Origin of the sequence: Bradyrhizobium sp. STM 3561 (assembly GCF_045571455.1) — a bacterium.
Lineage (GTDB): Bacteria > Pseudomonadota > Alphaproteobacteria > Rhizobiales > Xanthobacteraceae > Bradyrhizobium > Bradyrhizobium vignae.
Map to the genome: position 1 here is coordinate 2,916,940 of NZ_CP120695.1, position 12,787 is coordinate 2,929,726.

Here is a 12,787-nt window from a genome sequence, read left to right on the forward strand (position 1 = left end):
CCCCATTTGCGGGAGTATGAAGGATCAAGCCGGGGGGCAGGCAAGACGGTGGCGGAAATAGCGATGCGCCTTCTCCGAGGAGACAGCATCGCAGCTGTAAATTCTCTTGAAGTGCAGGTTCCGGGAATTTTATTCGTTCAAATCCGAGCCAGTTGGAACCGGCTCGGACGACGGCGGAGTGGCAGTGGTTAGTACACGTCCGCCTGGAAGCGGCCGGTCTTCTTGAGCTCGGCAACGAAACTGACGGCCTCATCCGTCGAACGCGCGCCGAACTGGGCGACGATATCGACCAGCGCGCGCTCGACATCCTTGGCCATGCGCTTGGCATCGCCGCAGATATAGAGATGCGCGCCTTCGGCGAGCCAGGTCCACAGCTCGCGGCCGACCTCGCGCATGCGGTCCTGCACGTAGAACTTCTTCTCGCCGTCGCGCGACCAGGCCAGCGACAGGCGCGTGAGCAGCCCAGAGGTCTTCATCGCGTTGAGCTCCTCCTGGTAGAAGAAATCGCAATCGCTGCGCTGATGACCGAAGAACAGCCAGTTCTTGCCGGGCGCGCCGGTCGCCTTGCGATCGAGCAGGAAGGCGCGGAATGGCGCGATGCCGGTGCCGGGTCCGACCATGATGATCGGCGTCTTCGGGTCTTGCGGCAGGCCGAAATTGTGCGCCTTCTGCACATAGACCTTGAGCTTCTCGCCCTCGGCGATGCGCTCGCCGAGGAAGGTCGAGGCGACGCCGAGGCGCTTGCGCTTGCCGATGACGTAGCGCACCGAGTCGACTGTCAGCGACAGTTTTCCCGGCGTCGCGTTGTGCGAGGACGAGATCGAGTAAAGCCGCGGCTGCAGCGGCTCCAGCGCCTCGACGAACGCCTCCGGATGCGGCCGCGTGCCGGAAAACTTCTGCAGCGCCGCCATCACGTCGAGGGTCGCGGCATCGCCATCGGGATCCTCGCCCTGCGCCAGCGCTCGCGCCTTCTCGCGCTGCGCGCCGCCGGTGATGAAGGAGATCAGCTCGAACAGCGTGTCGGGCGCCGGCGACAGCGAGACGTCATCGATCAGCACCTCGCGCAGCGTCTTGCCGTTCACTTTGGTGGTGTGGGAGGCGCCGAGCAGCGCGATGACCTGGTCGACGAGGCCGATATCGTTGCGCGGGAAGACGCCGAAGGAATCACCAACGACATAGTCGAGCTTGCTCTCGGAGAGATCGAACTCGATGTGATAGGTCTCCTTCTCCGACTTGCCCTTGTTGAGAAGACGGCGCGACAGGAACGTCGCTTGAATCGGATTGTCGCGCGAGCGGCCGGGCTCTGCGATGGTCACGGTCACGGCCGGCGCGGCCACCGCGTCCGTCTTCTCGGGAGCTTTCGCCACGGGCGCCTTGTCGAGCTCCTCGTACAGCGACTTCAGCATCCGCGCGGTTTCCTTGCCGCCGGGAACGCACAGATTGAGCCGCGCTTCGCTGCGGCTCGCGATCGCCTCCGAATAGTCGTGGCAATTGTAGCCGCACTGGCCGCAATCCTGCTGCGCCATCGCTGCCATCATCTTGCGCCGCAGGGGGCGTCCCTCGGCGAGCTTCATCCGCTCGGCGATCGGCATGGTCTGGTCATGCCATGGCGCTTCGCCGTCATCGCCGTCGCCGGCCGCTCCCTGCATGACGGCGGCGCCCTGCTCCGCCGACAGCGGCGCGGCAACGTCCGGCGACAGCAGCCCGGCGAAGAAGCCGTTCAGCCAGGAACGCTGCGCATCGGAGAACGGCGCGCTCGCGGGAATGAGGTCGAGTTTCGGCGGTGGGGTGATCTGGTTCATGCGGACACCTGTGCATCGGCCAGCTTGCGCAGCGTCTCGCCGTCGTGGCGGCGCGCAAAGGACAGGAAGGTTTCATCGGGAGACGAGCGATGGGCGATATAGGCCTTGAGCAGTTTTTCGACCGTCTTCGGTGCGTCCTCGGCCTTGAGGTCGTGATAGACTTCCTGCCCGACGTCGGCATCGGGGCCGAACCCGCCGCCGGTGAAGAGGTGATAGCCCTCGACCGTGTCTTCCTCGCCGACCGGCACACGCGCGCCAATCAGGCCGATATCGCTGATGTAGTGCTGCGCGCAGGAATGGTGACAGCCAGTGACATGGATGTTCACCGGCTTGTCCATCGCGACGCGCGGCTCGCACCAGTCGCCGATCTCGGCGGCGTGGCGCTTGGTATTGGCAGCGGCAAAGCGGCAACCGGCATTGCCCGTGCAGGCGATCAGGCCGGCGCGGATGTGCGAGGCCTCGACTGCGAGCCCGATCTGCTTGATGGCCGCGACGGCAAGCTCGACATTCTCGTCGCGCACGCCTGAAAGCAGGAGGTTCTGCCAGACCGTGAGACGGATCTCGCCGTCGCCGAGATCGCGCGAAACCTTGGCGAGGCCGCGCATCTGATCGGAGGTGAGCTTGCCGAGCGTCAGCGACACGCCGATCCAGTTGAGCCCGTCCTGCTTCTGCTTGTGCACGCCGATATGGGCCAGACGGTCGGCGGCAGGCCGCGGCGCAAACGCCTCTTCCGGCACACGCGTGAACGGCTTCTTCAGCCGCTCTTCGACCAGCTTGAGGAAGCCGTCGTGGCCCACGCTGTCGAGCACGTATTTCAGCCGTGCCTTGTTGCGATTGGTGCGGTCGCCATGATCGATGAACACGCGCACGATGGCGTCGGCGACGGCAGTCGCCTGCTCCGGCTTGACGATGATGCCGGAATATTTTGCAAAATCCTTGTGGCCGGTGATGCCGCCGAGACCGAGCCGGAACCAGATGCTGGGCTCGACGCCGAAACCGTCCTTCACCTCGTACGCGGTGAAGGCGATGTCGTTGGTCTCCTCGAGCACCGCGATCCTGCCGGCGCCGTCGAAGGCGACGTTGAACTTGCGCGGCAGGCCATAGAGCGAGCGGTCGTTGAGGATGTGATAGTGCCACTCGCGCGCATAGGGCCGCGTGTCGATGATTTCCTGCGGATCGATGCCGGCCGTCGGCGTTCCCGTCACGTTGCGGATGTTGTCGGCGCCGGAGCCGCGTGAGCACAGGCCGAGGTCCTGGATGCCTTCGATCATCCTGATCGCGTGCTTCGGCGGGATCTCGCGCAGCTGGAGATTGGCGCGCGTCGTGACGTGGCTGTAGGGACCGCAGAGCTCGTCGGCGAGATCGGCAAGGCCCGACAGCTGCCAGTGCTTCATGATGCCGTTCGGAATGCGCAGGCGGCACATGTAGGAGTCCTGCGTCGGCGCGACATAGAAGATGCCGTAATAGCGCCAGCGGAAATTGTCCGCCGGGCTCGGCGGGGTGTTGTCGCGCGCCTGCTGGCGCAGCCGGGGATAGGCGTCGAAGGGATGCTCCTCGCGCTTGAACTTCTCCTGGTCGGCAAGCTTCTTGCCCGCCGCGATCACCTTGTCCTGCGCCTTGATGTGAACGGCATCGGGACCGGTCGGCTCGGCATTCGTCTTGCCGGTGCCCGTGCCAAGGCCGCGGCCGACCCGGCTGATCTGCAGGCCCGTCGTGAAGCCTTCGAGATAGCGTTTCTGCTCGTCGGTAAAGTCGACTGAGACCGTATCGATTTTCATGGTGTGTAACGAAGCTCCTGCGGCCACCTCGGTGGCATCGACGGAAAATTGCGCGACCCGCGGGAAACTCAGCTGGCTCTGACGCCTGCTTCGCAACCCGACGGTCCGATCAGCTTCGTTGCTGTGGGACTTGGCTCAGCAGGCACCTATGACAAGCTGGCCGCAGTGCAATATTCAAGTTGCGTGCCAGCTTGGCGGGAATCAAAAATCTTGAAATTTCAGAGAGTTAAAAGGAGGCCGAGTGGATCCACGCCTGGGAACTCTCCCGAAATTCGAGCAGCGCGCTCAAACATTAGCCAGGCAGGCGGTATGCTCAAAAACGACGCAACTCCGAATCAGGCCTTCCAGCGCCCGACCCCAAAGGCCTCGAGATGTCCGCGGATATCGGTCGGGTCAAACGCCGGGCCGGCAAAGGCGCCGAACGCTGCGGGAGCTTCGGCCGGCGTGCTGTTGCCGAGCGCCGCGTCGTAGAGATCGGGCCTGAACACCGCCATCGCCGTCTTGACGCCGTCAGGGGTCAGCGCCGTCTGTCCCCACCGCACCATCTGCGCATAGAGCCAGGCGGCCTGGACCGGATCGGGCCGCCCTGCCCCTTCGCGTCCGACCAAAAGGTAGCGGCTGCTTTCGCGGAAAGTGCCATCGGGCGAGATCTTCAGGCGCCCGGTGAGGGTGCGCTGGATGACCTCTGCGTCGACGCCGATCCGTTCCGGCTGCGCCAGGATTTCCGCCGCCTCGGCCCGGTTCTCGGGATGCTCGATGAACTCGGCCGCCTTCACCGCGGCCCGCACCAGGGCTGCGACCACATCCGGATTCTTGTCGGCCCAGGTCTGGCGGACCGCCAGCACCTTCTCCGCTGCTCGGACCAGGATGTCGGAGACGAAATGCAGGATGTGGCCGATGCCGAGGTCGACCGCGATCGAGTTCCAGGGCGCGCCGACGCAGAACGCATCGACATGGCCGTTCTTGAGGCTGTCGACCATATAGGGCGGCGGCAGCACCACGAGGCGCACGTCCTCGTCGGGATCAACGCCCGCCGCGGCCATCCAGAACCGCAGCTGATAATTGTGCGTCGAGAACGGGAAGGTCATTCCGAAGGTCAGCGGCTCGGCGCCTAGCTTGCGCCTGACGGCAACGACCTTCGCCAGCGCCTTCGCGGTCGCCATCGGGTCGAAACGATCGCCCTCGATCTCCTCCATCAGCGCGGCATGGAGCGCCGGCGACACCGTGATTGCGTTGCCGTTGATGCCGAGATTGAAAGGCGCTGCGATCGGCACCTTGACGTGGCCGAGCCCCAGCGAGGACGCGATCGCGACAGGCGCCAAGAGATGCGCCGCGTCGAACAGGCCGATGTTGAGCTTGTCGCGGACGTTGGACCAGGAGACCTCGCGCACCAGCTCGACCTCGAGCCCCTCAGTGGCGGCAAATCCCTTGTCGACCGCGACGATCAGGGCGGCGGCATCGACCAGCGGAATGAACCCGATGCGGAGGGTGGCGGTCATTTCAGCATCTCCGACGCGGTGATGATCGACTGCGCAATCTCGCCGATTTTCTTCTTCTCGCGCATCGCGGTGGAGCGCAGCAGCACATAGGCCTCGTCCTCGGTCAGGCCCTTCACCTTCATCAGGATGCCCTTGGCGCGTTCGATGATCTTGCGGTCCTCGAGCTGCGACTTGGTGCGCTCCAGCTCCTCCTGGAGTTTGGCGAAGGCGTTGAAGCGGGACACGCAGAGGTCGAGGATCGGCTTGATGCGCTCCTTCTTCAGCCCGTCGACGATGTAGGCCGACACCCCCGCCTCGACCGAGGCCTGGATCGAGGCTGAATCGCTCTGGTCGACGAACATCGCGATCGGCCGCTTCACGGCGCGGCTGACCTGGAACATCGCCTCCAGCACGTCGCGGCTGGGGTTCTCCAGATCGATCAGAATGATGTCGGGGTCCACCGCATAAATACGGGCGAGCAGGCTCTGCATCTCGCGGATATGGACGACCTGGGTGAATCCGGCCTCCCGCAAACCCTCCTCCAGGATCGCGGCCCGGATCGGGCTTTCGTCGACGATCACGATTTTGGGCGACTGTTCGGCGCTCATGGCTCACTCACGGCAGGTGATTCATCCATAGCACGCCCGAACGCCCTGCAAAGGGTTGTAATTATGGGCAATTGGGACTAGCTCAGGCCGGTCAATCAGGCAGATCAGATATGGATCAGACGGCTGCGCCCAAGGTCAGCTTCGTGTCGCTCGGGTGTCCCAAGGCATTGGTGGATTCCGAGCGCATCATCACGCGCCTGCGCGCGGAGGGCTATGAGCTCGCCCGCAAGCATGACGGGGCCGATATCGTCATCGTCAACACCTGCGGTTTCCTCGACAGCGCAAAGCAGGAATCGCTCTCGGCGATCGGCGAGGCCATGGCCGAGAACGGCAAGGTGATCGTGACCGGCTGCATGGGCGCTGAACCGGAAGCGATCGAGCAGGCCTATCCCGGCGTGCTCTCCATCACCGGGCCGCAGCAATATGAGAGCGTGCTCGACGCTGTGCACCGCGCGCTGCCGCCGGCGCACAATCCGCATCTCGACCTGGTGCCGCCGCAGGGCATCAAGCTGACGCCGCGGCACTACGCGTATTTGAAGATCTCCGAGGGCTGCAACAACCGCTGCACCTTCTGCATCATCCCGAAGCTGCGCGGCGATCTCGTCTCGCGCCCGGCCAATGACGTGCTGCGCGAGGCCGAACGTCTGGTCGGCGCAGGCGTCAAGGAGCTGCTGGTGATCTCGCAGGACACCTCGGCCTATGGCGTCGACCTGAAATACGCCGAGAGCCCGTGGAAGGACCGCCAGGTCCGCGCCAAGTTCCTCGACCTCGCGCGCGAGCTCGGCGAGCTCGGGGCCTGGGTCCGGCTGCAATATGTCTACCCCTACCCGCATGTCGACGAGGTCATCGCGCTGATGAACGAGGGCAAGGTGCTGCCCTATCTCGACATCCCGTTCCAGCATGCGAGCCCCGAGGTGCTGAAGGCGATGAAGCGCCCGGCGGCGCAGGACAAGACACTGGCGCGGATCAAGCGCTGGCGCGAGGAATGCCCCGATCTCGCTTTGCGCTCGACCTTCATCGTCGGCTTCCCCGGCGAGACCGATTCCGATTTCGCCTATCTGCTCGACTGGCTCGATGAAGCCGAGATCGACCGTGTCGGCTGCTTCAAATACGAGCCGGTGGCGGGCGCCACCTCGAATGCGATCGAGAACCCCGTGCCCGAAGAGGTCAAGCAGGAGCGCTACAACGCGCTGATGGCCAGGCAGCAGAAGATCTCGGCGCGCAGGCTGAAGCGCAAGGTCGGCACGCGCCAGCAGATCATCATCGACGAGGTCGGTCCGACCGTGGCAAAGGGCCGCTCCAAGGCCGATGCGCCAGAGATCGACGGCGCGGTCTATCTCTCCAGCCGCCGCCCCTTGCGTGTCGGCGAGATCGTCACCGCGAAGATCGAGCGCGCGGACGAATACGATCTACACGGCAGCGTCGCGGGATTCTGAGGGGGCGTTTTGGGCTCACCGACGCTTCCACGTCGTCATGGCCGGGGCTTGACCCGGCCATCCACGTCCTCCCCACGCGCAAAGAACGTGGATGCCCGGGACAAGCCCGGGCAACTCCTGTGGGTACGAGAGTCCTAGCTGCTAACGTCGCCCTTCTACAGCCCCGTCACGCCAGCCACTTCGGCACCCAGCGCTCCGGCCTTGGCGCGCGGGCGAGATCGGCCTTCGCTTCGGACAGCAGCGCCGGCTCGCCATCGATGGTCGGGTGCAAATCGTATTCGAAGCTCGGCATGATGCGGCCATCGGCATGGAGGCCGAAATTCATCGCGTACCACAGCCCGAGCTCGGGCTGTGCGCGGCGCATCTCCTCGCGCAGATCGCGCAGCAGGGATTCGATCGAGGCGGCCTCCTCGAAAGGCTGCGGCCCGCGCCTCAGCACGCGCGCCTGATATTGTGCGCCGACGATGGCGATCTCGAAGCGCGTCTGGTCCCATGGCTTCTTGCCATCGGGCAGATGCGCGGCGAGTCGCCAGCCGAGCTCGGCCATCAGGCGGTGATTGGCCCAATATTCCTCGCGCTCCCGCACCCATTGTTCCATGAAGCCCCGGAAGTCGGGCAAATCCGAAGCGTCGCTCTCGGAAGGCGCCGGCTCGCCAATCGGCCGCCGTGCGAGCCACTGCGCAAGCTCGACGGTCTGACACTCGACCTCCTCATCCGGCAGGAGATCGCTCCAGGCCTTGTCGAACTGCTGCGACGTCAGTTTTGCGAGCAAGCCGTCGAGGCTCGGCGCCAGCAATTCGTAATCGCCCTCCGATCCCAGCCCGACGATCGGCGGATTGTCGCGGTCGAGACCGGCGCCATACCAGCCGCCGACGGCCGAACCATCCGGCAGTCGCATGAACAGCGAGAACCTGTCGCGCAACGGACTGCCGTCGACGATCGGCGCGGAATCGGAGAACTGGCCTTGCAAGGAGAAGCGGCCGACGCTGCCCCAGGGGCGCCCCTCGAGCCAGGCGGCAAAATCGACCAGCAGCGGCGGCGCGTCGATGCCCGGCGGAAATGCGCCGCGGATGCTGTCGAGGTCGATCGGGTAAGGCGTGTTGGACAAGGCTGAACTGTCTCGTTGGTCCCGCTACTCTTGGTCTGAGCCGAGTCGCGACCGGTTCGAACCAAATCGCGTGCTTTGATCACAAACGCGCCAGCGATGCGATGGTTGCTGCGCGACGAGCGATGAAACGGCGTGAAACAACCGGTATCGGGAGCAGGCTGCGTGAGCCATGCTGCAGCTATTCGTCACGCGCGACGTCACGACCGGCCTCGTCTGAGTGTTCAAGCTGCTGACCGACCCTTCCACAACATCGCGCTGTATTGGAATTCACCGCTGAAGCTGATGCGCGGCGAGCTGATCGACACGGCGATTGCGGATGCGGATTGGGGCAAAGGCGACAACGAGGAAGCCGCGCATTCGACCTGACCGATGCACGCTCGGCGAGCATCATGCAAAATGCCTGCTTGACAAGTTCTGCTATTCGGCTGTAGGGACGCGCCCCATGATCAACTCTCGGACCAACCTGCGCACCGAAATGCTCCGTCGTCGCTTCCGCGACGATGAGAGGGTGCGCCATGTCCGACGACGCCGCTGAACCACTGAATTCAGCCAGTTTTCGAGAAGGCCGCACCCGCAAGGTGCGGCCTTTCTGCTTTTGCGCCCGCTTTCCACCCGCCTCCAGAGGAGTTCGACATGACCACCGCCACGCATCCGTATGACGCGCTGATGGACATCACCGCACGGCCCAAGGCCGTGTTCGTCCGCGGCGCCGGCTCCTACCTCTGGGACGACAACCGCAAGCGCTATCTCGACTTCGTGCAGGGCTGGGCTGTGAACTGCCTCGGCCACTCGCCGCCCGTGATCGCCGACGCGCTTAGCGCGCAAGCCAAGCGGCTGTTGACGCCGAGCCCGGCCTTCTACAACGAGCCGAGCCTCAAGCTGGCGCAGGCGCTTGTCGAGAACAGTGCGTTCGATCAGGTGTTCTTTGCCAACTCGGGTGCGGAGGCCAATGAAGGCGCGATCAAGCTCGCGCGGAAATATGGCAGCCTGCACAAGGGCGGCGCGTTCGAGATCATCAGCTTCGAAGGCGGCTTCCACGGCAGGACGCTGGCGACGATGTCGGCCTCGGGCAAGAAGGCGTTCGCGCCGCTGTTCGAGCCGAAGGTCGCCGGCTTCAAGAAGGCGAAGCTGAACGACATTGCCTCGGTCGAGAAGCTGATCAACGACAACACCGTCGCGGTGATGCTCGAGCCGATCCAGGGTGAATCCGGCGTGTGGCCCGCGACTGATCAATTCTTGCAGCAGCTGCGCGCGCTGACCGAGGCGCACGGCCTGCTGCTCATCTTTGACGAGATCCAGACCGGCATGGGCCGGACCGGAAAACTCTTCCACTACGAGCACACCGGGATCGCACCCGACATCATGACGCTGGGCAAGGGCATCGGCGGCGGCGTGCCGCTCGCCGCCCTGCTCGCGACCGAACGCGCCTCCTGCTTCGAGCACGGCGACCAGGGCGGCACATTCAACGGCAACCCGATCATGTGCGCGGCGGGTCTTGCGGTGCTCGAGGAGATCAAGAAGCCCGACTTCCTCAAGGCGGTGACCGAGACCGGCCTCTTGCTCGAGAGCGAGTTGCAGAAGGTCTCCGCGCGGCATGGCCTGGGCGGCGTGCGCGGACGCGGGCTGCTGCTCGCGCTCGACCTCAAGCTGCCGATCGCGCCAAGCATCGTCGCGCAGGCGTTCGAAGCCGGCGTGCTGCTGAACGCACCGCAGCTTGACACGCTGCGCTTCATGCCCGCGCTGAACGTCACGAAGGCAGAGATCGCCGAGATGATCGATTGCCTCGACGGGATATTGACCAAGGCCGGCGCGGCACGGAGAGTCGCGTAAGATACGTCCCGTGCCCCGGACGCAACGCAGCGCCCCGTCGGCGGTGCGCTGCAGAGCCGGGGCCCATCTCTCCGCATCGCGCGCTGCATACGGGTCCCGGCTCAGCGCTGCAATGCTCGCGCATTGCAGCTCGTCCGGGACACGAGAGCGGACGGTGACGGAAGACCTAAGGCTTCAAGATCGACGCCCCCGTGGTCTTGCGGCTTTCGAGATCGATATGGGCCTTGGCGGCGTCCTTCAGCGCGTAGGCGTGGTTGATCGGCACGTGCAGCTTGCCGTTGATGACGGCGGCGAACAACGTGTCGGCGCCTTCCAACAGCTCCCTGCGCGTACCGACATAGTCGTTGAGCTTGGGCCGTGTCGCAAACAGCGAGCCGTGATTGTTTAGCTCGGCGATCGCGAACGGCGGCACGGGACCGGAGGCATTGCCGAACGAGACGAACATGCCGCGCGGCTTCAGGCAGGACAGCGAACCCGGGAAGGTCGCCTTGCCGACGCCGTCATAGACGACGTCGCAGCCCTCGTTGCGGCTGATCTGCTTCACGCGCGCAACGAAATCCTCCTCGTTGTAGAGGATGACGTGGTCGCAGCCGTTGGCCTCAGCAAGCTCGGCCTTCTCGCGCGAGCCGACGGTGCCGATGACATGGGCGCCGAGCGCCCGCGCCCATTGACAGGCAAGCAAGCCGATGCCGCCCGCCGCAGCATGGATCAGCACGCGATGGTGCGGCTCGACCTTGAAAGTCTTGTGCAGCAGATACCAGACGGTGAGCCCCTTCAACATCAGCACGGCGCCCTGCTCGTAGGTGATGTGGTCGGGCAGCTTGACCAGCTTCTCCCAGGGGATGTTGCGCTCGCCGGTATAGGCGCCGAGATTGTGGTAGTAGGCGACGCGGTCGCCGGGATGGAAATGCGTGACGCCAGCTCCAACCGCGACAACCTCGCCGGAAGCCTCATTGCCGGCGATGAAGGGCTGCTCCGGCGCCTTATAGAGGCCGGTGCGGTAGTAGACGTCGATGAAGTTGAGGCCCACCGCATGCTGGCGGATGCGCACCTCGCCCGGCCCAGGCGCCGGCACGTCGACGCTCTCATAGACCAGGGCTTCGGGGCCACCGACCTTGTGCACACGGATGGCTTTGGTCATCGCCTGACCTCCTCTTCTCCAGGGCTGAGCGAAAGACATCGCGCCCGCCTTGTCAACTCGACGCCGACGGGAACGACTAGACCGACTGCTTGCTGGTTTTCTTGCGGTTGCGCTTGGCCAGCACGTTGAAGAATTCGACCGCCGCCGAGAACGCAATTGCGAAATAGATGTAGCCGCGTGGAATGTGGAATTTGAATCCGTCCGCAACCAGCGCGACGCCGATCAGCACCAGGAAGGCCAGCGCCAGCATCTTCGTGGTCGGATGTTCCGCGACGAATCGCGACACCGGCCCGGACGAAATGTACATGACCAGGCAGGCGATCACGACGGCCGCGATCATGATCTCGATGTCCTGGGCCATGCCAATCGCGGTGATGATCGAGTCCAGCGAGAACACGATGTCGATGATCACGATCTGGACGATCACCCAGAAGAACGCGTTGCCCGCGGACCCCTCGTCGGCCTCGCCGTCATCGGCTTCGACCTCGCCGTGAATCTCGTGCGTCGCCTTTGCGATCAGGAACAGGCCGCCGCCGATCAGGATGAGATCGCGCCAGGAGAAGTCGTAGCCGGCAAACGAGAACACCGGCACGGTCAGGCCGATCAGCCAGACGAGGACGCTGAGCAGGATGATGCGAAACACGAGTGCCAGCGCGAGCCCGATCTGACGGGCGCGGTGCGCCTGCTGCTCGGGGATGCGCGAGACGATCACCGACAGGAAGATGACGTTGTCGATGCCGAGCACGATCTCGAGCGACGTCAGCGTCAGCAGCGCCGCCCAGGCTTCGGGGCTGGTCAGCAGGTGCATCACGCGAAGGATCTCGCGAGGCGGATCAAGGCATCGCTAAAGGTGATCCAGAGCGCGATGGCGCAGAGCGCGACGGTGACGCCGGTGCCGACGCGAAAATCCATCTCCAGCGTGTAGAGGCCGAGCACCGCCCAGATCGCGATCAGCGACATCGTCAGCCAGCGCAGCCGAACGACGCGGACCGGATGCAGCACATGGAACGGCACGAAGGTCAGCACGACGAGCGCGGCCACCAGCAGCGTCGACCAGAGCGGCGGCCAATGCAGCAGGAACAGGTAGAAGGCCGCCGCATTCCACAGCGCCGGGAAGCCGCGGAAATGATTGTCGTCGGCCTTCATGCGCAGATCGGCGAAATACAATGCGCTGGTGACGATGATGGCGACGCCGAGCAACGGAGCTGCGACCGGCAGCAACAGCCCGCTCGCCACAATCGCATAGGCCGGCACGAACACATAGGTGACGAAGTCGACCACGAGATCGAGCACGTCGCCCGACCAGTTCGGCTGCACGTTCTTGACGTCGAGCCGGCGCGCGATCGGCCCGTCGATCGCGTCGATGATCAGCGCGACGCCGAGCCATTGAAACATCGCCGCCCAGTGCTCGCGCACGGCCTCCAGCATCGCCAAGAGCGCGACCGCCGCACCGAACGCGGTGAAAATGTGCACCGAGAAGGCTGCGGCGCGGATCGCCGGTCTCGGCTTCAGGGAATCCTGCTGCGTGTCCATGGCTTCTGCTATCAGAATGCGACCGGTTTGCACATCCGACATTGCGGCGCACGATCGCACAATTCGTCATAAA

General features: G+C 64.5%; 11 protein-coding genes. 3 read left to right on the top strand and 8 right to left on the bottom strand.

Annotated elements, in window-relative coordinates; translation table 11 throughout:
* Positions 1-188 precede the first annotated feature (188 nt).
* From P6U28_RS13665 to P6U28_RS13680, 4 genes are all read right to left on the bottom strand, one after another.
* Entirely contained in the window at positions 189-1,802 is a 1,614-nt protein-coding gene (locus tag P6U28_RS13665; protein ID WP_122403225.1) for a sulfite reductase subunit alpha, read from the bottom strand.
* A complete protein-coding gene (locus tag P6U28_RS13670; RefSeq protein WP_162500272.1) occupies positions 1,799-3,580 on the bottom strand; it encodes a NirA family protein in 1,782 nt (593 codons plus the stop codon). Before P6U28_RS13670 ends, P6U28_RS13665 begins: the two co-directional genes overlap by 4 nt.
* Before the next feature lie 335 nt (positions 3,581-3,915).
* A complete protein-coding gene (locus P6U28_RS13675) occupies positions 3,916-5,079 on the bottom strand; it encodes a CmpA/NrtA family ABC transporter substrate-binding protein (protein ID WP_122403223.1) in 1,164 nt (387 codons plus the stop codon).
* Complete coding sequence (locus tag P6U28_RS13680; RefSeq protein ID WP_008564898.1) at positions 5,076-5,666, bottom strand: ANTAR domain-containing response regulator; 591 nt, start codon at positions 5,664-5,666, stop codon at positions 5,076-5,078. Before P6U28_RS13680 ends, P6U28_RS13675 begins: the two co-directional genes overlap by 4 nt.
* A 110-nt stretch (positions 5,667-5,776) precedes the next feature.
* Here P6U28_RS13680 and rimO point away from each other — a divergent pair, with 110 nt between their 5' ends.
* Positions 5,777-7,102 (top strand): 30S ribosomal protein S12 methylthiotransferase RimO, encoded by a 1,326-nt coding sequence (gene rimO, locus P6U28_RS13685; protein ID WP_122403222.1) that lies wholly within the window; start codon positions 5,777-5,779, stop codon positions 7,100-7,102.
* A gap of 166 nt (positions 7,103-7,268) precedes the next feature.
* Here the strand turns inward: rimO and P6U28_RS13690 are convergent, their stop codons facing one another.
* A complete protein-coding gene (locus tag P6U28_RS13690; RefSeq protein WP_122403221.1) occupies positions 7,269-8,210 on the bottom strand; it encodes a hypothetical protein in 942 nt (313 codons plus the stop codon).
* A gap of 162 nt (positions 8,211-8,372) precedes the next feature.
* On the opposite strand from P6U28_RS13690, the gene P6U28_RS13695 reads away from it, so the two are divergent.
* Both P6U28_RS13695 and P6U28_RS13700 read left to right on the top strand, forming a co-directional pair.
* Entirely contained in the window at positions 8,373-8,576 is a 204-nt protein-coding gene (locus P6U28_RS13695) for a hypothetical protein (RefSeq protein WP_376707312.1), read from the top strand.
* Between the two features lie 267 nt (positions 8,577-8,843).
* On the top strand, positions 8,844-10,040 hold the full coding sequence (locus P6U28_RS13700; RefSeq protein WP_122403220.1) for an acetylornithine transaminase: 1,197 nt from the start codon (positions 8,844-8,846) through the stop codon (positions 10,038-10,040).
* A 166-nt stretch (positions 10,041-10,206) separates the two neighbouring features.
* On the opposite strand, the gene P6U28_RS13705 is transcribed toward P6U28_RS13700, so the two are convergent.
* The 3 genes from P6U28_RS13705 to pcsA all read right to left on the bottom strand — a co-directional run bounded on the left by P6U28_RS13705 (position 10,207) and on the right by pcsA (position 12,756).
* Positions 10,207-11,181, bottom strand: coding sequence for a quinone oxidoreductase (locus P6U28_RS13705; protein WP_122403219.1), 975 nt, complete (start codon positions 11,179-11,181; stop codon positions 10,207-10,209).
* Between the two features lie 76 nt (positions 11,182-11,257).
* Positions 11,258-11,992 (bottom strand): TerC family protein, encoded by a 735-nt coding sequence (locus tag P6U28_RS13710; protein WP_122403218.1) that lies wholly within the window; start codon positions 11,990-11,992, stop codon positions 11,258-11,260.
* Complete coding sequence (gene pcsA, locus P6U28_RS13715) at positions 11,989-12,756, bottom strand: phosphatidylcholine synthase (protein WP_122403217.1); 768 nt, start codon at positions 12,754-12,756, stop codon at positions 11,989-11,991. Before pcsA ends, P6U28_RS13710 begins: the two co-directional genes overlap by 4 nt.
* Positions 12,757-12,787 lie beyond the last annotated feature (31 nt).